Source organism: Archaeoglobus veneficus SNP6 (assembly GCF_000194625.1).
GTDB lineage: Archaea > Halobacteriota > Archaeoglobi > Archaeoglobales > Archaeoglobaceae > Archaeoglobus_C > Archaeoglobus_C veneficus.
On sequence record NC_015320.1, the window covers coordinates 433,712 to 453,923 of the forward strand.

The 20,212-nt window shown below is 50.0% G+C and carries 18 protein-coding genes; 14 read left to right on the top strand and 4 right to left on the bottom strand.

Features of this window, described 5'->3' with window-relative positions:
• Together ARCVE_RS02510 and ARCVE_RS02515 are read left to right on the top strand one after the other, a co-directional pair.
• Window positions 1–852 carry an RIO1 family regulatory kinase/ATPase domain-containing protein gene (locus tag ARCVE_RS02510; RefSeq protein WP_156785995.1) on the top strand — a complete coding sequence of 284 codons (852 nt, stop codon included), beginning with the start codon at window positions 1–3 and terminating at the stop codon, window positions 850–852.
• A complete protein-coding gene (locus tag ARCVE_RS02515; protein WP_013683209.1) occupies window positions 849–2,723 on the top strand; it encodes a DUF460 domain-containing protein in 1,875 nt (624 codons plus the stop codon). Before ARCVE_RS02510 ends, ARCVE_RS02515 begins: the two co-directional genes overlap by 4 nt.
• Before the next feature lie 14 nt (window positions 2,724–2,737).
• Here ARCVE_RS02515 and ARCVE_RS02520 read toward each other — a convergent pair whose 3' ends face one another.
• Window positions 2,738–4,219, bottom strand: coding sequence for a sodium:solute symporter family protein (locus ARCVE_RS02520; RefSeq protein WP_013683210.1), 1,482 nt, complete (start codon window positions 4,217–4,219; stop codon window positions 2,738–2,740).
• A 308-nt stretch (window positions 4,220–4,527) separates the two neighbouring features.
• Here ARCVE_RS02520 and ARCVE_RS02525 point away from each other — a divergent pair, with 308 nt between their 5' ends.
• The 3 genes from ARCVE_RS02525 (at window position 4,528) to ARCVE_RS02535 (ending at window position 8,102) form a co-directional block, all read left to right on the top strand.
• Window positions 4,528–5,385, top strand: coding sequence for an Mrp/NBP35 family ATP-binding protein (locus tag ARCVE_RS02525; RefSeq protein WP_013683211.1), 858 nt, complete (start codon window positions 4,528–4,530; stop codon window positions 5,383–5,385).
• Window positions 5,382–5,744 carry a NifB/NifX family molybdenum-iron cluster-binding protein gene (locus ARCVE_RS02530; RefSeq protein ID WP_013683212.1) on the top strand — a complete coding sequence of 121 codons (363 nt, stop codon included), beginning with the start codon at window positions 5,382–5,384 and terminating at the stop codon, window positions 5,742–5,744. The genes ARCVE_RS02525 and ARCVE_RS02530 overlap by 4 nt, the downstream gene beginning before the upstream one ends.
• Window positions 5,745–5,861: 117 nt before the next feature.
• Window positions 5,862–8,102, top strand: a complete 2,241-nt coding sequence (locus ARCVE_RS02535) for an amino acid permease (protein ID WP_013683213.1) — start codon at window positions 5,862–5,864, stop codon at window positions 8,100–8,102.
• Between the two features lie 3 nt (window positions 8,103–8,105).
• Here ARCVE_RS02535 and pdxT read toward each other — a convergent pair whose 3' ends face one another.
• The 3 genes from pdxT to ARCVE_RS02550 all read right to left on the bottom strand — a co-directional run bounded on the left by pdxT (window position 8,106) and on the right by ARCVE_RS02550 (window position 11,161).
• Window positions 8,106–8,699, bottom strand: a complete 594-nt coding sequence (gene pdxT / locus ARCVE_RS02540; RefSeq protein WP_013683214.1) for a pyridoxal 5'-phosphate synthase glutaminase subunit PdxT — start codon at window positions 8,697–8,699, stop codon at window positions 8,106–8,108.
• On the bottom strand, window positions 8,696–9,700 hold the full coding sequence (pdxS, locus tag ARCVE_RS02545; protein ID WP_013683215.1) for a pyridoxal 5'-phosphate synthase lyase subunit PdxS: 1,005 nt from the start codon (window positions 9,698–9,700) through the stop codon (window positions 8,696–8,698). Before pdxS ends, pdxT begins: the two co-directional genes overlap by 4 nt.
• Window positions 9,701–9,913: 213 nt before the next feature.
• Window positions 9,914–11,161 carry a 3-isopropylmalate dehydratase large subunit gene (locus ARCVE_RS02550; protein WP_013683216.1) on the bottom strand — a complete coding sequence of 416 codons (1,248 nt, stop codon included), beginning with the start codon at window positions 11,159–11,161 and terminating at the stop codon, window positions 9,914–9,916.
• 59 nt (window positions 11,162–11,220) lie between these two features.
• Between ARCVE_RS02550 and ARCVE_RS02555 the strand changes: the two genes are divergently transcribed.
• The 9 genes from ARCVE_RS02555 (at window position 11,221) to ARCVE_RS02595 (ending at window position 20,211) form a co-directional block, all read left to right on the top strand.
• Window positions 11,221–11,790, top strand: a complete 570-nt coding sequence (locus ARCVE_RS02555) for a YkgJ family cysteine cluster protein (protein WP_013683217.1) — start codon at window positions 11,221–11,223, stop codon at window positions 11,788–11,790.
• A 108-nt stretch (window positions 11,791–11,898) separates the two neighbouring features.
• On the top strand, window positions 11,899–12,789 hold the full coding sequence (gene htpX, locus ARCVE_RS02560; RefSeq protein WP_013683218.1) for a zinc metalloprotease HtpX: 891 nt from the start codon (window positions 11,899–11,901) through the stop codon (window positions 12,787–12,789).
• Window positions 12,790–12,867: 78 nt separating this feature from the next.
• Window positions 12,868–13,920, top strand: coding sequence for a sn-glycerol-1-phosphate dehydrogenase (locus ARCVE_RS02565; protein WP_013683219.1), 1,053 nt, complete (start codon window positions 12,868–12,870; stop codon window positions 13,918–13,920).
• Between the two features lie 20 nt (window positions 13,921–13,940).
• The gene (locus tag ARCVE_RS02570) at window positions 13,941–14,621 is read left to right on the top strand and encodes a hypothetical protein (protein WP_013683220.1); all 681 of its coding nucleotides are present in this window, start codon (window positions 13,941–13,943) and stop codon (window positions 14,619–14,621) included.
• A 264-nt stretch (window positions 14,622–14,885) separates the two neighbouring features.
• Window positions 14,886–15,356, top strand: coding sequence for a hypothetical protein (locus ARCVE_RS02575; protein ID WP_013683221.1), 471 nt, complete (start codon window positions 14,886–14,888; stop codon window positions 15,354–15,356).
• A complete protein-coding gene (locus tag ARCVE_RS02580) occupies window positions 15,353–15,658 on the top strand; it encodes an NADH-quinone oxidoreductase subunit K (RefSeq protein WP_013683222.1) in 306 nt (101 codons plus the stop codon). The genes ARCVE_RS02575 and ARCVE_RS02580 overlap by 4 nt, the downstream gene beginning before the upstream one ends.
• Entirely contained in the window at window positions 15,655–17,082 is a 1,428-nt protein-coding gene (locus tag ARCVE_RS02585) for a complex I subunit 5 family protein (protein ID WP_013683223.1), read from the top strand. The genes ARCVE_RS02580 and ARCVE_RS02585 overlap by 4 nt, the downstream gene beginning before the upstream one ends.
• On the top strand, window positions 17,079–18,986 hold the full coding sequence (locus ARCVE_RS02590) for an NADH-quinone oxidoreductase subunit 5 family protein (RefSeq protein ID WP_013683224.1): 1,908 nt from the start codon (window positions 17,079–17,081) through the stop codon (window positions 18,984–18,986). Before ARCVE_RS02585 ends, ARCVE_RS02590 begins: the two co-directional genes overlap by 4 nt.
• 1 nt (window position 18,987) lies before the next feature.
• Window positions 18,988–20,211 (top strand): NADH-quinone oxidoreductase subunit N, encoded by a 1,224-nt coding sequence (locus tag ARCVE_RS02595; RefSeq protein WP_013683225.1) that lies wholly within the window; start codon window positions 18,988–18,990, stop codon window positions 20,209–20,211.
• The last annotated feature ends 1 nt before the right edge of the window (window position 20,212 follow it).

The following is a 20,212-nucleotide window of genomic DNA, read 5'->3' on the forward strand; positions in this document are numbered from 1 at the left end:
ATGAGCAAGCAGAAGTGGAAGGTTCTCGATGGCATTTTTGCCCATATGTGGGACTACGAGTTCGTGCCTTCGGAGCTCATAGCAAAGCGTGCGAACATGAGTCCCGAGAAAGTTGAAGCAATTCTGAAAGCTTTGAGTGATGAGAGGCTCGTCGTCAATAAGCAGCTCGCGTATTTTGGCTCCACGTTCACCTTCATCGGTCTGTCTCTTTACTCTCTCTGGAGACTTGTAAAACGCAACCATGTAAGCATGCTCGGCAAGCTCATGGGTGAGGGCAAGGAGAGTGTAGTTTACAACTGTTACTCTGAGAAGTACGGTGAGGCGGTCATTAAATTCCATCGCGTGGGCTATCCGAGCTTCAAGAAGGTCAGGGAGAAGAGGGATTACGGGACGCTCCACTTTACTGTGTTAACTGTAAGGTCGGCAAGAAACGAGTATAAAGCGTTGCGGAGACTTTACGGCTTCGTAAGTGTCCCCCGTCCACATGCATGGGAGGGTAATGCAATTCTCATGGAACTCATAGACGCGAAGGAGCTCTTCAGAGTGAGGCTGACGAATCCCGAGGATGTTCTCGAGATAATAATCGACGAAGTGAGGAAGATGTATTCGAGAGGAGTTGTTCATGGCGACTTGAGCCAGTACAACATCCTCGTGAGCGAGGAAGGAATATGGTTCATAGACTTTCCCCAGTGTGTTCTGCTTGAGGAAGGGGAAGGTGAGGGGGAGAGCGAGAAGGAAGACGAAGCAGAGGAATTGCTCAGAAGAGATGTTGAAAACATCCTCAACTACTTTAAACGAGCTTATGGCATAGAAAAAGATATTAACACGGTTCTGGAATATATTAAAAAATGACCTGTATCTTCGGCATAGACATCGTGAAAGGCTCGGTACATGGTAGAGGGAGGCCGAAGTACGCTCTTTTTATTGTCAATGAGGGTGAGAAGGAGAAGATAGTTTCGAAGGCAAAGCTCTTCAGGCTTATAAGGCAGTACAAGCCATCAATAGTCTCCGTAGACAATATTTCTGAGCTTTTCTCCTCGAAGGAGGAGCTGATAAAGTTCCTTAAGGAAATACCTCCTACGACTAAGCTCGTTCAGGTTGCAGGAAAGCACAGCCTGCCCTACCTCGCAAAGAGGTACGGGCTCAGGATGGACATAAGAAACCCGATGGACGAGGCGAAGGCCTGTGCTCTGCTCGCAGGCTTTGGAGTGGGCGAGGAGGTCTCTGTATTCGTTGACAAAACCCTTATTGTCGTTTCGAGGAACAGGAGCCTGGGAAAGGGTGGATGGAGACAGAACAAGTACAGGCGGAGGATTCACGACGAGGTCAGGAGGGTGTACAACGAAATAAAGAGTAAACTCGATGAGCTCGGATTCGAATACGTGGAGGACAGAAAGAAGGGCTACGGCGGTATATCGAGAGGGGTTCTGCTCGTAAACGCTCCTAAGGAAGCTGTACCCATCAACTCCTTCAAAACGAGGGATGTGCAGGTTAGGGTTGAGGCGGTGGAGAAGGAGCGCATAGAGTTCATACCACTCAAGCAGACGAAGGCCTACACCATCGTGGGCGTCGATCCGGGCACGACTACAGCCATTGCCGTCCTCGATCTATCTGGCAACCTGCTTGGCGTGAGCAGCAGGAAGGAGTGGAGCTCTTCGGAGGTCGTGGACTACATTCTCTCCTTTGGAAAGCCAGTCGTCATCGCCACGGACAAAAGCAGCCCGCCTGATTTCGTAAGCAAGCTGAGAGCAAGCTTCAATGCGGTACTATACACACCCAAGGAGGATATGAGTGTTGACAAGAAGAAGACCCTCGCCTCAAAATACAAAGTCCTGAACGACCACGAAAGGGATGCGCTTGCAGCGGCGATGGAGGCGTACAACTCGTACAAGAACAAGCTTCTGAACATAGAAAAGAGGATCCCCTCTGGATATGATGTGGATGCCATAAAGGCCGGAATAATCAAGGGATTAACGCTCAGAGAACTGCTCGGTAAGAAGAAAGAAGTGAAGGTTAAAGAGGAGAAGCCTCCGAAGGAGCAGAGAGAAGATAGCGAAAAGAGGGAGAACCTCATAAGGGAACTCGAGGAGGAAAACAGAATTCTGAAGGAAGAAGTGGAGAAGCTGAGGGAGGAAATAGAGCGGCTGAGAGCGAGAATAGTCTCCATTTCGAGAGAGGAGCACGAGAGAATAAGAAAAGACAACTATATCAGGTCGCTTGAAGCAGAAATAGCCGAGCTCAGGGCAGAGATTAAGGAGAGGGACAGAATTATAGAAGACCTGAAGGAAAGGGTCGAGCAGCTCAGGAGCATGAAGCTCCTCGAATTCAGTGGCTGGAAGGGCGTAAAGGTGCTGACAAAGTTCACGAGGGAAGAGATAGAGAAGCTGGAAAGGGAAATCGGCATAGAGAAAGGAGACGTGATTTACATTCACAACCCGGGCGGAGGTGGCAGGGCGCAGGCAGAATACCTTTGCAGTAGGGGTGTTAAGGCTATCATCGCGAGTAATGTTTCTCACACGGCCATGGCAGTCTTTGAGGAGATGGAGGTGCCGGTTATAGGCGTTGACGAGGTGGACATAAAGGTTTCAGACAACGTTGCAGTTCTGAAAACCGACAGGTTCGAGGAAATTTACAGGAAGAAGGTTGAGGAGATGAACAGGAAAAAGCTCGAAAGGGTCGAGCAGCTCATTTTCGAGTACAAGCAGAGGAGGTCAATGCGTTAGTCGATGCGTCAGTATTAAGCAGCCTGGGAGTCCTTTTCTTTGAGTGGGGCTTCTACCGGCCCGGTAAGCAGCGATACTGCCACCATCGCGAAAACCGAGATGGCGAAGCTGAAGAGGCTGAAGTGGGCGGGAAGAGGCGACACAAATTTGTGCCAGTAGCCAAAGAGCAGCGAAGCTGCGAAGCCGAGGACCATCGATGCAATAGCACCTTCTTTCGTAGCTCTGCGCCAGTACAAACCCAGAAGGATTGGGGCAACAAAGGTTGAGAGCATTATCCCTATGCCCATCCATATTATGAATGCAAGGAGCTTTGGAGGGTTCAGGGCGAGTAACACGGTTCCCACTGCTGTAACAACTATCGCAATTCTGCTTACGAATGTAACTTCAGCGTCGCTTGCGGTCTTTTTCAGCACATTTTTGTAGATATCCCACCCGACCGTTGAGCCGATTGTTAGCATCAGCCTGTCCGTCGTTGACATCACTGCTGCAAGAACAACGACCGCAAAAACAGGGAATATTGCTTCCGGCATCACAGCCTCGAGAGCGGCTATGTACGCGTAGTCAGGACTTGGAACCTTAATTATACCTTCCTCGTGCATGGCTCTCGCTGCAAATCCCGTGAGCTTTATGAGGTACATGATTACCGCGTAGATAACGAAAACTACGAGCGGACTCCACTTGAAGTCCTTCTCATTCTTCGCAGTCAGCACGTTGTTTATCACGTGCGGAGCACTCGCAAGCCCGAAGGAGAGCAGGAAAAAGAACGAGAGGATGAAGAAAGGAGTCGCAAACGCGTAGCCAGCATAGGGCGGATGCATCTGGGGGTAGAACGGTTCAACCATGTTTGGGTCAATAGATGCAAGCACCGAGTTTATGTGCTCTATTCCTCCAGCAGCAGATATTATGAACGGGGCAGTTAGCAGAATACCTGCAATGATTGCCATTCCCTGAACGAAGGTCGTCCACGCAACTGCATAAAGCCCGCCGAGAATTACGTACACCACTACTATCGCCGCAGCAACGACCAAAGCGTAGTTTCTCGGGATATCAAAGAGCCACGTCAGGACGATTGCTATTGCTGTGTACTGGCCCGTGAGGTAGATTATGCACGTAACAAGGACAACTATGCTTGAGATAGTTCTCACAGCGTTGCTACCGTATCTGTGTGCTAAAAAATCTTGGACAGTCAGATAGCCGTTTTCTCTTGCTGCAAGCCATATCCTGTAGCCGAAAATGCTTATGGAGAAAGCACACGCGAGGGGAACGAATATCTGCTCCCATATTGTAGGCCAGCCCGCAGCGAAGCCGAGGCCCGAAACGCCGAGCAGAGTCATGCCGCTCGTCGTTGATGCCATTACGAGCATGACGAACATCCAGAAGCCGAGGTTTCTGCCGCCGACTATGTAGTCACTGACGTTCTTTATCTTTCTCGAAGCAACGCATCCGAGCAGCAGCATTGCGGCGAAGTAAATCGTTACTATTGCCCACTTTATCATGGCTTCACCTCTAATCTCTTTGCCCACAGCGATAGCAGCCCGGCTACTACGGCAGGCAATCCGAACGCAACTATCAGCGTTTCGACGGGCAGGCCAAACATGCAAACCACCTTTGATATGTCAGAGCACGACAAGCACGACAAATGCCTGAATTAAAAATCTTTCGATTTTAGACAATTATCATAATTAAATAACATTTGATAAAATTTCCTTGTTATGTATGGGTCTCTATTTCGGAGCACCTTTCGGTGTTAGGTCTCGGCGAAGGAAACAAAATTTTCTTAAGCCGGTTGCCACAGCAGGGCTACATGAAAAAGATAGTTGTAATGAGCGGAAAGGGTGGGGTTGGCAAGTCCACCGTTGCAGCAAACCTCGCTTTCACGCTGAGTAAAAAGGGTTACAGGACCGGTTTGCTGGATTGCGACATCCATGGTCCCTCAATTCCAAAGCTGCTCGGTCTTGAGGACGTGAGAGGTGTGGATTCTAAGGAGGGAAAGCTCAAGCCCGTGGAGGTTGACGGTGTTAAGGTTTTCTCAATGGGCTTCATGCTTCCGAGCCGCGACACGCCTGTTGTTTGGAGGGGGCCTGTGAAACACAAGTTCATTCAGGAGGCTCTGCAAAACGTTGACTGGGGTGAACTCGATTATCTTGTTATCGATCTCCCGCCGGGCACTGGAGACGAGGTGATAAGCATAGTTCAGGTTGCGAAACCTGAGGGGGCGGTGATAGTCACCACTCCGCAGAGCGTAGCCCTCGAAGATGTCAGGAAGGCTGTTAACTTCTCAATCCACGTCGGAGTTCCGGTTATAGGCGTCATCGAGAACATGAGTGGGATGCTGTGCCCCCACTGCGGGAAGCCCATAGAGGTCTTTGGAGCGGGTGGAGGCAAGAAGCTGGCCGAGGAGATGGCTGTGCCGTTTGCGGGCAGCATACCTCTTGACACCACAATATTCAGGAGCGGAGAGGATGGTAAACCCTTCGTCAGGACAGATTCTCCATCTGCTGAGATTTTCGAGAAAATAGTTGATGAACTGCTCGAGAACATGAAGGCAATCGAAGAGGAGCTGAAGAAGATTAAGGAGAAGCTCGAGAAAGAAAGCAAGGAGAAAGAGAAGGCTAAAGGTGAAAAAGAGGAGGAAAAGAAGGAAGAGGAGGATGAGAAATGAGAATCTGCATCCCTACTGAGGGAAAAGGAGGACTTGACGACTACGTCTGCCAGCACTTTGGCAGGGCTGCAAGCTTTACAATCTACGACACCGAAACAGGAAGAGTCGAGGTTATACCGAACACTTCCGAGCACTTCGGAGGAGTGGGTAAACCACCTGAGATAATCGCGAGAGCTAAAGCCGATGTCGTCGTTTGTGGTAATCTCGGGCCAAAAGCAATCATAATGCTGGAGCAACTGGGGATAAAGGTCTACTCTGGAGCGAGCGGAAGGGTTAAGGACGTCGTGGAGCAGTTTCTGAGCGGCAGCTTTGCAGAAACGAGTGTAGAATCTGCTTGCAGAGAACACAAACACTTTTGAACGAGTTCTATTTGTTTTTACCTGATATTTTTATCATAGTTATTAAAAAATTGAAAAGACCTTTAATTTCTGGTTGATGGTACAAAGTTTTTTCAACACGGCAGCCTACTTTCGTGAGTGCAGGACTCCATCAGAGTAAGTCTGAGCAGGGAACTGACACTTTTCGACATAACTGTGCTGGGCATTGCCGGAATGATTGGAGCAGGTATATTCGCCCTTACGGGTATAGCTGCAGGGATTGCTGGCCCGGCAATACTCGTTGCCTTTCTTCTGAACGGCGTTGTGGCCACTCTAACGGGACTTGCATATGCGGAACTCGGCTCATCTTTGCCGGAAGCGGGTGGTGGATACCTGTGGGTTAGAGAGGCAATGGGCGACTTCTTCGGGTTTCTTGCGGGATGGAGTAGCTGGGCGGCCCACAGTATTGCGTGCTCCCTTTACGCAGTAACATTCGGTGCATTCTTTTCGGAAGTTGTGGTTCAGATGCTCGGCCTGCATGTTCCCCAGGCGCTGGTATCCAAAGCCTCTGCAATTGCCATCGTCTCTGCTCTTGCGTACGTAAACTTCCGCGGAGTTAAGGAGAGCGGAAGAATGGGCGGAATCGTAACGCTGCTCAAGATCGCGATACTCCTGCTATTCGTAGTTTTCGGAATTTACAGAACCCTGTCAAAGCCAGACTGGATTTCGGCCTTCACAACACCGTCCTTTATGCCAAACGGGATGTCTGGAGTGCTTGCAGCCATGGGTCTGACGTACATAGCCTTCGAGGGCTACGAGATTATAGTTCAGAGCGGGGAGGAGGTTAAGAACCCGGAGAGGAATATACCGAGGGCAATACTGATTTCCCTCTGGGTAGTGGTGATTATCTACGTTCTCGTGGCGTTCTCGGCTCTTGGAGCTATAGAATCTGACGTTCCGAGCTGGATGTATTTAGGCAGGCTTGCTGAGTTCAGCATGATAAGAATTGCAGACCAGATAATGCCCTTTGGCTCCATTCTTATAGTTCTTGGAGGTTTAATTTCGACAGTAAGCGCCATGAACGCGACGATATACTCTTCATCCCGCGTGGCATTTGCAATGGGGAGGGATAGACTGCTTCCTGCAGTCCTTTCAAAAGTGCACGAGAGGAACAGAACGCCGCATTACTCGGTCTTCTTCAGCTATTTGATTATCGCCGTTATGGCTGTCGCACCTATTGAGGCCGTGGCCACCGCTGCGGACATAATGTTCCTTCTCCTGTTTATCCAGGTCAACCTCGTGCTGATCGTGCTGAGGTACCGCAGACCCGATGTAAGGAGAGCCTTCAGGGTGCCTCTCGTCCCCTACGTTCCGCTGGCAGCGGTGCTGCTGCAGGCGGTTATAGGGTACTACCTCGTTACCGAACTGAAGCACGGTTCGCTCGTTCTTACGGCTACAGCCTTCTGGATAGTTTTCGGCTACGTGATTTACGTTTCATACTCCAGAAAGGAAAGAATTCAGAAACTGAAGGAGGAAGCCAAGACGATTTACGAGGAGAAGCCCATCAGGGAGCCGGAAGGGTTCAAGATACTTGTTCCCGTAGCGAATCCAGTTGTAGCGGAGAAGCTCGCGAAGTTTGCAGAAATAATCGCGAAGGAGAGAGATGGGGAGGTCGTACTCCTCAACGTCGTTATACTTCCTGAGCAGACACCCCTCTCGGCAGCAACCAGATACGCTGAAACGGCCAAGGAGTTTCTGAAGAATGTTATAAAGTCCCTCGACATCCCTGCAGGAGGTATCGTGAAGATAGGTCACAGAAACGCCGAGGCGATTCTGAACGCCATCGAGGAGGTGAAGCCGGATTTAGTGGTGCTCGGGTGGAGGGGTAGAACGTTCAGAAAGGACTTCGTCCTGGGAAGCACGATAGACCCCATTTTACTCAGGGCAAAGTGCGACGTTGCTGTGGTGAGATTCGAACCGGGTGAGGGGTGGAAGAAAATAGAGAGCATCCTGATACCCACGGCTGGCGGGCCTCACGCAGTACTTGCGGCAGAAATTGCGAGAGATCTATCAAAACACGAGAATGCGAGGATAACTCTGATGTATGTTGGAAAGAATGAGAAAGACAGAAACAGGGCTGAGAAGGCGTTTGAGGAAACTTCCAAGCCGCTTGAAGGGCTGGATGTCTCGAGGAAATTCGTTGTTTCCTCCAACGCCATAAACGCAATTGCGAGGGAAGCAGGAAATTATAGCTTGGTCATGCTCGGAGCATCCAGCAGGCCATTCCTCAAGAACTTCCTGCTGGGTGTGTTTCCGGAAAAGGTGGTGAGCAGAACGTCGAAGACTGTGGTGATGACGAGGAAGTGGGTCAGGCTCGTGGATATTATAAAGAAGAAGTAACAGTTAGATGCTGTACATTCTCAGGAAGTACTCATGAACTCTCGTATCGTTCGTAAGCTCTGGATGGAAAGCCAAGCCGAGAATGTTGTCCTGCCTCGCTGCAACGATATAGTCTTCAAATGTGGCGAGGACTTCAACGTCTTTACCAGCCTCTGTGATTGCCGGAGCCCTGATGAAAACAGCCTCGATTTCACCAATTCCTTTAAAGTGGAGCGGTACCTGAAAGCTCTCCCTCTGCCTTCCGAAGGCGTTCCTCTTAACTCTCACGTCAAGAAGCTTGAGTAACTTCGTATCGGTCTTTTCAACCTGCTCGTCGCCATACTTTGAGAGAAGAATCAGGCCAGCACATGTTCCCATGACTGGCTTTCCTTCTCTGGCAATCTCAAGAATCTCGCTGGCTATCGAATCCCTGAATATGAGCCTGCTTATCGTGGTGCTCTCTCCTCCAGGAATTATGACTCCGTCGCATTTCGAGACGACGCCACTTTTTCTTGTGGCGACTACTTCCCCGTCTATGCCGAGTTTTTTCATCGCAGCTTTTGTTGCGATAACGTGCTCCTCAACGTCGCCCTGAACTCCAACGACGGCGATCTTCATAGGCCTCTGTACTGCAACCTTTCTTCCTCGCTGAGCTGGAAAACATCGAGTCCCTTCATCGCTTCGCCTAATCCCTTTGAAATCTCTGCAACAACTTCCGGCTCATCGTAGTGCTGCACAGCTTCAACAATCGCCTTTGCATATTCTGGAGGGTTGGACGACTTGAATATGCCCGAGCCAACGAACACGCCATCAGCCCCAAGTTGCATCATGAATGCCGCGTCTGCTGGCGTCGCAACGCCACCAGCGGCGAAATTAACTACTGGCAGCCTGCCCAGCTCTCTAATCTCGAGCAGAACCTTATATATACCATCAACGATCTCGCCGAGAGTGCATTCTTCATAAACCACGTCGTTCTTGCTAATCTCACACAATCCCATCTCTTCCCTAACGCTGCTCGCAAGCCTGCAGTATGCCTGAGCATACTTTTCCGCAACACTGAACACCCTTGCCTCCTCCATCTGCTGAAGTTCTGCTATCGCCCTGTTAATCAGTCTCATGTGTTTGACCGCCTCGACAACATTGCCTGTTCCAGCCTCGCCCTTGGTTCTGATCATTGCTGCCCCTTCCCATATTCTCCTCGCTGCCTCGCCAAGGCTTCTTGCACCGCAAACAAAAGGTACGACGAACTTGCGCTTGTCTATATGGAAGAAAACGTCTGCTGGCGTGAGAACTTCACTCTCGTCTATCATGTCAACTCCCAGAGCTTCGAGTGCCCTTGCTTCAGCAACATGTCCGATTCTGACCTTGGCCATGACGGGAATCGTTACGGCATCCATTATCTCCTGAATTATCTTGGGGTCAGCCATCCTTGCAACTCCGCCGGCCTGCCTTATATCGGCCGGAACCTTGTGGAGGGCCATGACCGCAACTGCTCCCGCATCTTCAGCAATTCCTGCCTGCTCTGCATTCGTGACATCCATTATAACTCCGCCCTTCTGCATCTTTGCAAATCCTCTCTTTATGAGCTCCGTTCCGAATCTGAGCTTTTCAAGTTCCATGAGCGTCACCTCTCAGACTTGGTAGACTTTGCTATTTAATAGCTTTGCTGAATCTTAAGCCCAGAATTGAATTCAGAATCTCGATATTATGCGTACAGTTGGATAATTCTATAACCAGCAAAATCGACGGAGGGGTTTTGCGAATGTAGCTGGTTACCTCTCCAAAGTCATACCACGGAGAAGTTACGTGATACGAAAGTGTTAAAAGAATTATTATAGAAACTCTCTCGGATCGGCGATTTCTCCCTTTATCGCTGTAGCGGCAGCGGTAGCGGGAGAGGCGAGGTATATCTCTGCGTTGGGGTTCCCCATTCTGCCCTTGAAGTTCCTGTTCTGCGTTGAAACGCAGACCTCGTTATCTGCAAGTATTCCCATGTGTATTCCGACGCAGCATGCACAGCCTGGAGGAGCGATCAGCCCGCCAGCCTCGACGATAGTTTTTAGATAGCCCTTTTCGAGGGCCTTCAGGTATATGCTTCTGCTCGCCGGAGCGACTATCAGCCTTAAGCCCTTCTTTACTTTCCTGCCCTTCAGCATCCTTGCAACTATCTCTATATCGGAAAGCCTGCCGTTGGTGCATGTGCCGACAAAAACCTGGTCGACATTAACCCCTTCAACTTCGGAAATCGAAGCGATGTTGTCAACGTTGTGTGGTTTGGCAACCACCGGCTCTATATCCGCATCCATGTGTATTTCCTTCTCATATTCTGCGTCTTCATCGGGCTTTATTTCTCTGAAAGAGTTTTCTCTCCCCATTTCTGCAAGGTAGGCTTTTGTTATATCATCCGACTTGAAAAGCCCGGCCTTTGCTCCACACTCTATCGCCATGTTGGCCATCGTGAGTCTGCCATCCATGTACATACCATCAATTGTCTCGCCGTGGAATTCCAGCGCTTTGTACGTTGCCCCATCAGCCCCAAGCTTGCCTATAACAGTCAGAATGAGATCTTTCGGGTAAACGCCCTTGGGCATCCTGCCATTTATCTCGATTCTGAAGGTTTCAGGCACTCTGAACCAGTTTTTGCCCAGAACAACGGCAACGGCTATATCCGTTGAACCCATGCCCGTAGCGAAAGCTCCAAGTGCGCCATAGGTGCATGTGTGACTGTCAGCTCCAACAGCCAAATCGCCCGGTTTGATGAACCTCTCAACCATGAGCTGGTGAATTATACCCTCGCCTGGAGGATTGAAATCAGCTCCAACTTTCTCTGCAAACTCCCTTATGAACTTCTGGTCGTTGCTGAGCTCTTTTCTCGGCGAGGGAGCTGCATGATCAACGAAAAAGTGCGTTCTGTCCGCTGCTCTGACTTCGAGTCCCATCTCCATAATGCTCCTGATCGCAAGCGGAGCTGTACCATCCTGTAGAGCAATCTGATCAATCCTTGCAACAACAATATCGCCAGCGTAAGCATCGCTGCCACTTTTCTCGCTGAATATCTTCTCTGCAATGGTTTTGCCCATGCGCATGGCAAAGCAATGAAACAGATAAACTTTTTCCTTCCTGCCGTTCAGCCCGTTCTGTGAACTTCGAACCTGACACAGCACTGTTTGCGAGGGTTAACCTTGGAGACAGTTTTGCTAACGTCCCCCTCGTATGCCGGAAATGCGGGATGTGCTGCGAAAAGCTCAGCCACGTTATATACGATCCGCTGAATGGTGAAATCATTGTTGAAAACATCGAGGAGATCAAAGAATTTCTTGGCATTCGCTACCACGAAGTTCTTGAGGAACTCGAAAGTCAAATCAAAGGCGTTAACGCTGTGATGGTCAATCCCTGTCCCTTCCTGCAGGATGGGAGGTGTACTGTTTACCCTGCCCGCCCGGCATCCTGCAGACCCTTCCCGCTCTTCGGCGATCAGGGAATAGGATGTCCTGCCCTTAAAAGATTCGAGGAACTTTTGAAAGCCTTGGGATGCAAAGAGGCTGAAAGAACGTGTATTCCTCTTGGTCGTGTTAAGAAGGGAAAGCCAGACAGAAATTTCGTTGAAAAGTTTTTGAACGTTGCGGACAGCGAGGAAATCGAACTCTTCCTTGCCCTGAACCACGTGGAGGTTGAAAACTTTCAGGGGATACGGAATAGTAAGGAATAATAAATGTTGAAACCCTGCCCTACAGCAAAGAAGGAAGGAGCGAAAAGAGCAGTTTCTCGGCTATAAGGTGTGGCTAATTTTATATAGCTGTGGGACCGTCGATTTACCATGGCGTGGATAAGGGATACTGGCCTGACCATCAGAATGTTCGCAACCATGGCGCTACTTGCCCTCGTCTATCTTGCATTTCTCAGCATACTCTATGCCTACGGAATCGACATAACGTTCATAGCACTCTTTGCAGGCTTTTTCCTCTTCATGCAGTACTACTACTCCGATAAGCTCGTACTCCTTGCAAGTGGAGCAAGAATTGTGAGCGAAAGCGAGGCCCCAGAACTGTATGCGATGGTTCGCAGGCTTGCAATGAACGCAGGCTTGCCCATGCCAAGGGTTGCAATTGTCGATTCACCTGTCCCCAACGCGTTCGCAACTGGTAGAAACCCGAAGAATGCTGTCGTTGCCGTCACTACTGGCCTGCTGCGAACTCTCAACCGGGAAGAGCTCGAAGCTGTGCTCGGCCACGAATTGAGCCACATAAAGAACCGCGATGTAATGGTTTTAACGATTGCAAGCTTCATATCCACGATAGCCTGGTTCATAATGCGCTGGGCGATGTTCATGGGAATGTGGGGTGGATACAGCGATAGAAGGGAGAACAACCTTGCACCGCTCGCCATATTCGCGGTCTCGGCAATAGTCTGGTTCGTGAGCTTTCTGCTCATTAGAGCATTGAGCCGCTACCGTGAGTTTGCGGCCGATGCAGGCAGTGCATTGCTTACGAGAAATCCAAAAGCGTTAATCTCTGCTTTGCTGAAAATCAGCGGCAGGATGGACAGGTTAAGTCCAAACACCAAGAAGGAAGTTGAGGGACTCAATGCGTTCTTCATAATTCCTGCGATAAGCGGAGAGAGCTTGCTCTCCCTATTCTCAACACATCCACCAATAGAGAAGCGCATAGAAAGGCTGGAGAAACTTTCGAGAGAGTTCGGTCTTTATTAGGGTTTATAATGTACTATATTTATTTAACTTTGCTAAAATTGTAGCAACATTTATTTCCACTTCTTTTTAAGATGTTTTATGCCAAGACTTATGATTGCTGAACTCCCGCTCATCGTTGAAATCAGCGAGAAAGCGAGGAAAATCGTGGGCGAAGTTCTCGAAAGTCTGGGGATTTCGGCTGCCGTTTTGCTGACTGGCCACAAGAGCTACGAACTCGTAGGAGCGAAAATAGAGGAGAGGATTGGTGATAAGATCCTCAACCGCTTCTTCATCGAGAGACCAAGTATGGGGGAGGTGAGGCGAATTGAGATGAGCCTCAGCTACAGCGATGTTGACTGTGTTATCGGCATTGGGGGAGGAAAGGTTCTCGACGTTGCGAAGGTTCTCGCTTCTGAGATGAACGTAACCCTCGTTAACCTGCCGACAGTTGCATCCCACGACGGGATAGCTTCCCCGCTTGCGAGCTTCAAGGAGAACGGAAAGCCTGTCTCGATATCGACGAAGCCTCCAACTGCGGTGCTTGCAGACCTCGTAATTCTCAGGCACAGCCCCATCCGATTACTCCGTTCGGGTTTTGGTGACCTTGTTTCAAACGTAACGGCTGTTAAGGACTGGAAGCTCGCAAAGGAGAAGAAGGGGGATGCGTTCAATGAGGTGGCTGCGAGCATGGCTGTCATGCCCGCAAATTTACTGCTGAACAGTGACAGGCTCGATCTAAGGGGGAGCGACGTGGAGATGCTCGTAAGGGGGCTTATACTCAGTGGAGTTGCAATAGCAATTGCGGGAAGCAGCAGGCCAGCAAGCGGGGCAGAGCACAAGTTCAGTCACGCTCTGGACTACTTAGGATATGGAAACGGGACGCACGGCGAACAGGTGGGAATCGGGACGATAATCATGGAGTACCTTCACGAGAAGCACTATGGAATTGGTGACTGGGAGAGGGTCAAGCAGGCTCTTGAGAAGATTCAGGCTCCCACAACTGCAAAGGAGATAGGCCTGACGAGAGAGCAGGTAATAGAAGCACTGATGTACGCTAAAAGAATAAGGAGGAAGAGGTACACGATTCTCGAAGACGTGAACCCCACAAAGGATGAACTTGAGGTGGTTTTGAACAAGACCGGTGTGGCGTGAACTCTGTGCGGAGGTGCAGAATGCTTAAGAGGCTCATTGACACGTACATGGCCCTGATCCCTGAACTTCCGCGCTACTGCGACAGATGCCTCGAAACGAGGAGGTGGAATGGTAGTGTAGTGCTCATGGTTGTCGATGCAGCCTTCACGTCCGTTGGTCTGAACTACTTTAATGCCGTCGTGCCCAAGGTCATGGAGTTCCGGGATAAATTCGTGAAAACAGGGAACATTACCTGCCTCGAAGAACTGGCGAGGGCTGAAAAAGAGCTATTTTCAGTATGGAGAAATGCAAGGTCTGTTAGAGCTGCGATGGAGATCGCAGAAGTGCTTTCAGAATTTGGCGGTGATGATAGAACTGCATTCAGAAGGTGGGCTGCTGAAGCGAAACTCGAGGAGTGGAGGAAGGATCCGGTGGGAAGGATAAAGGGCGTGGGTATAAACACGTTTCAGTACCTCAGGATGATGGGAGGCATTGACACCGTTATGCCTGACAAGATTGTAAAGAGGGTAATAAACGGCATACTCGTCAAAGCGGGAGAGGAGCCAGTGACGTCGGACATACCATTTGTAAAAAAAGTTCACGAGATCGCTGCTATTACTGGTTACAGGCCAATAGAACTCTGTCTGATGACGTGGCTTGTAGAAGAGGGTAAAGACGGGCTGAGGGTTAAGAAGCACAGCAGGATTCTGGAGGAGATTTAAAAATTTCGAAATATATTGCAATGATTTCGAGAATTATTTTTATTTTTTTGTTATATCACTTTAGACTATAATCAAACTCCGTGAAATTGCCAGGCACGCCAGAGGTTATTGTCTGCAAATTTACAGAAATTCGAGCCACACAACTTAAAACCGAGCGTCAGGAATGTCTTTGAATTGATAAAAGGTATCTCCACCGGCCACCTGACGGTAGCGGAAGAGTGAAAATAGTAAGATTTATTAATTTAAATCTTTAGATGCCAGCGCATGGACATGATAACGTTATCTTTGCTGGCGATGTGCGGTGTTGCTGTACTAACTGCTTTGGCCGCTCTATTAACGAAAGACAACTTCTACGCAGCGCTTTACATGTCCGTTACACTGCTCGTCATTGCCGGAGTATATGCGCTTTACAACGTACAACCGGTTTTCATTCTCATTGCCTTCATCTTCGTCGGAGCCGTCGGAGCCGTTACGGTTGCGCTCGCAGCGACCTACCGTACCTTTGAGCCGAAGCTGAACCTCGACTACGCCTGGGCAATACCCACCATTGTTACAATAGCTGTTTTGGGCTTTTCTCTGTACAGCTATGTCAGGTACGGTGTTGACGTGGCGTACACCGATGTGGCAGTGGCAGTATTCTCATCGGACTACGTCCTCCTTGCGATGTTCTTCATATCCCTCGCGATTCTGCTCATGATGTCTGTGGTTAAATTCGTCAGGAGGGAGGGTGCATGATAGCGATAGTCCTCATAGCCTCTGCTGCAATTCTGCTGATTGGCTACCTTATGGCCATGTCGAGCAGAGACCTTGTTAGACTGCTCATTTCCCTCGAGCTCATGTTTGGAGCGGTTTTTCTTGCGCTGTTTCCCCTCTTCTCGATACCTGAGCTTTCGACGATTGCTTTTGGAATAGCCGTCCTGACGATCTTCACGAGCGGTGGAGAGCTCATGATTCTCATAGCATCCATGATCGTCTTTGACAGGCAGTTGAGGAGCATTTCGACGGATGAGGTTACAGCTGGAGGTGACAGAATATGATTCTCGAGTTTTTGCTGATCCCCCTGATTGCAGCGTTTATAACGCCCTTCTTCAGGCCAAAGGCAGCAACGGGTATTTCGACCGTCGCATTTCTGATACCCTTTGGATTTACTCTCTACGGCCTGGCAACGAACATGGTAGTTGAGGAAAAGCTCATTGACATCGTGAAACCCATAGGAACGTTCTACCTGCTCGGTGATCAGATAGCCTTTGCCTTCGGACTTGCAGTGTGCATCGTTTCTGCGATGGTTGCCCTCTATTCTCTTCCATACATGGTTCACAGATTCGAGGAGATGAACTACGACGTGGAGCAGGAGTTCAGGAAGTACATTTTCCTATACAACCTCTATGCGGCATCGATGCTGTGGCTCGTTTTCAGCGGTAACTTCATTCTGCTGTACATATTCCTTGAAGTTTCCCTCCTTGCGTCGTTCCTTCTCATCTACATGTACGGTTACGGCAACAGGCGGTGGGTGGCAACCCTGTACTTCATCTGGACACACATAGCCGGTATGCTTGCGCTCATAGGCTTCCTGATGACAGCCTTCGATAACCAGAGCCTTGCTTTCAACGAAATTGCGAGGATCGGCTTTGTGGCGTGGCTTCTGATATTCCTCGGAATGATAATCAAGCTTCCCGGCCTGGGTCCGCACATATGGCTTCCGTGGGCTCATGCTGAAGCTCCAACACCTGTTAGTGCCCTCCTGAGCCCGCTCACAGTCGGCCTTGGAGCGTATGTCATTCTGAGGGTCTACATGATAGACCCGTGGTTCGTTAAGGAATATACGGTTCCAATATTCATTTACGGTGTTGTCTCGAGCATATACGCGGGCTTTGCGGTATTCAAGCAGAACGACTACAAGCGTTTGCTCGCGTATTCTACAGTTTCGCAGATGGGGTACTGCCTGATTGCCCTCTGCCTGGGAACGTACGGGATCATGGGAATCATAATCCAGTACATATCGCACGCGTTCGGAAAGGCAATCCTCTTCATGACCGCAGGTGGAATTATCGCTCTCTACCATGGCCTGAGAGACATAACGAAGATGGGAGGCATGCACGAATATGTGCCAACAATAAGCAACGCTGCGCTGATAGGCTTCATGAACCTGAGTGGTGTACTTGCGGTCGGCATGTTCGGCGAGTTCTTCATTCTGAAGGGAATCGTGGACACCATGGGCTTCAACATTCCTGCGATAATTTCAGTGATAGTGGTCTTCATAATATCCGGTCTTTACAGCTTCTATACCCTCAGGAGGATTTACTACGGCACTCCGAGAGGGTACGAGAAGGCAAGGGTACCAAGGCTGCTTGACATGCCCCTTTACGTTATCGGTGTGATTTCAGTGATATTCATCTTCCCGCCGCTTGCACCGCTGCTCCTGAACGCGCTTAAAGTTGGCCTGGGAGGTGTGGTTCCATGATAGAGTACGAAATACCCCTCCTCTTCATTGCTCCCGTGCTGTGCAGCCTGCCGATAGCCTTCGCGTGGGTTTACAGCCCTGGGGCTGAATGGGCGAGAAGGCTGCCTGTGCTTTCAGTCTTCGGACTATTCATATCTCTCGTCATAGCCCTCCACATCCTGTTTGCGTTCCCTGAGGGGCGATATACCATATACTGGCTGCCCGAGTACAACATCAACTTCGTGTTTATCTTTGACTACCTGAGCAAGTATATGGGTGCTCTGACGGCATTCATAGCCTTCCTGATCGGCGTTTACGGCCTCGAGTACATGAAGCATGACTACAGACTCGGCTGGTACTGGTTCTTCTTCAACATGTTCACCGCTTCGATGCTCCTCGTTGTTTACAGCGACAACCTGATGATGCTCCTGATAGGATGGGAAGGCCTTGGCCTCGCATCCTGGGGTCTTATTGGTCACTGGTTCAGGGATGACGACGAGATTGCGTACGTTGGTGTTGTGGGCAGAAAGGTTGGACCATTAAACATGTACTGGCCGCCCAGCTTCGGCGGGTGGAGGGCCATTTCAACGATAAGAGTTGGGGACATGCCGATGTTCTTTGCCATAGCGGCAATTTATGCTCTCACAGGCAACCTTGACATCTCCCAGATTCACTGGGCGGAGTTGTTCCACAGAATTGGCTACGCGGGAACAATATTACTCGTTATATGCTTCCTGATGGGTCCATTCACGAAGTCCGCTCAGCTCCCCTTCAGTGAGTGGCTGATGACGGCCATGACTGGCCCAACTACAGTCAGCGCGTTGCTCCACTCGGCAACGATGGTTGCTGCTGGAACGTACCTCTTCATGAGGCTGAGCTGGTACATGCAGCCCTGGAACATGCACCATGTGCCGGGTGTTGAAACGCTCTACCTGTTCATACTCTTCCTCGGCCTCTGTTCAGCTCTCTATGGTGCAACAGTTGCTACAGGCTGCCTTGAGAGGAAAGTTCTGCTTGCAGCCTCGACAATGTCGAGTCTCGGCCTGATGTTTGGATGTGCCGCAGCGAGCTTCTGGGTTGGAAAGCTCGCATTACTCGTTGCATTCTGGTACCTGATAACGCACGCGTTCGCAAAGGCAACACTCTTCCTCGTTGCCGGCCACCTCATACATGCCACTCACGACAGGTTCTGCAGTGGAGATCTGGAGCTTGCAAAGAAGATGAAAGTGGCTTTTGCAGCAACGATATTCGCAACTGTAACGCTTGCAGGCATTCCACCGCTCACTGCCTACTGGGTCAAGTCCGCAATGGATGAGGTGCTGCATCACTTAGTCCATGAGGTGGGCATGCTGCCCTTAACCATGCTGATTCTGACATCACTCGTCTATGCGGCATTCCTTGCCAAGTTCCTCAGCCTGAACTTCATAAAAGGTCCGAAGTACCACCTGCACCTCCACGGCGAGAAGCTGATGCCTCTTGCTTACGCAACGATGGTTTCGATGCTGGCAGTACTGCTCTACCTGATTCTTGCGGGCAAGGAGCATGTTGCAGCCCACTTCGTTGAGATGGGTTATGTACAGTCGTCATTCATGGTTGGTCTGGGAGTTACGGCAACGTATGCGATAGCTCTCTACAAGCCGAGAATCCAGGCTCTCTCGAAGCTCGGAACCTTCCTGAGTGATAGGATGTATCTGCCATTCCTCAACGACTACATAGTGCCGAAGATCGGCTGGGCCATTGCATGGCTTGTAGGCTGGGGCAATGCAGCCATCGACTGGTTCTGTCATGTTGGAATTCCAACGGCATTCAACAACCTCTCCAAGAGCATAAGGTCGATCCAGGTCGGATATCTCAGGGTTTACATGAAGATAGCTCTCGGCTTTGTGATGCTGGCAATTGTGGTTTCGATGATAGGGTGGTGGTAAAATGGAGCCCATAATAATCGCATCCATACTCCTGCTGACAGTTGGAGCAGCCGTGTCGTTGAAGAGCGTAAAAGGGTCGATACTCGCCTGTGTTGCAGCCCTTGCAATGACGCTGCTGACACCGAGCATAGATGTGTTTCTCTATGCTCTCTTCGTCGTGGTGATAGCGCTGCTGAACATATCAAGTCTGACAGTCAGACAGAACCAGATAACAGGAGTTGATTACTCGCTGGTTGCACTGATAGCTGTGGCGACGGTTTACATCGCGTACACGAACAATCCGGCGTTTATACTTGCAGCATTCGTCCTGGCGTCGGTTCCAACGTATGTGCTCATTATGGTTGGAGATAGGGCCAACGTGAACGTTGCAATCAAGTACATCACGTTCATGGTTCTCGCGACTGTGCTCTTTCTTATTGGAGCTCTGCTCCTCGTTTATACGAGCTACTATCCGAACGAAACACTTTACGTCCTCGGCTTCGTAATGCTGATCCTTGGCCTCGGAATGGAGGTTGGCTGCGCTCCCATGCACGAGTGGGTTCCTGACGTTTTCGCTGCAGCGGACCCACTGCCCCTTTCAGTCATAGCATCCATAACGAAGATAGTTCCATTCGTCGCAGCATACAAGATACTGCTTCTGACTGCAAGCCCGCTCTTCTCACAACTTGCAATCTTCATAGCATTTGTGGCGGTAATCTCGATGTTCACCGGAAACATAGGTGCACTAACTGCGAAGGAAACGAGCAGGATTCTTGCGTACTCGACCGTTGCAAACATGGGTTATGTTCTTGCAACTCTCGTCGTGCTATCCAACTCTACCTACCTCTACCTTGCCTTTGCCGGAGCGTTGATGCAGCTCATCGTTAACGCTGCTGGTAAGGCTTCGCTGTTCACATCTATAAAGGTCAACGGAGCATCTACGCCCCTGATGTACCTCATAGCCCTGTCATTCATAGGCCTGCCGCCCCTGATGGGCTTCTGGTCGAAGTTCTTCATCCTGACGTCTCTCGTCGGGGCAGGCTTCGTCTGGCTCGCGTTCCTGCTCGTGGTTAATTCGGCAATATCGATACCTTACTACCTCAGGGTTGCGAAGAACCTCGCAGTTCCGACATTTCCTGGCAGGGTTACAACGATAGCACTCGTTGCAAGCGTAATAATGCTCATAACGGTCGTACCGCCGAACTGGTTTGTTGAAATGGCGAGCACACTTATAGGAGGTGTCTGAA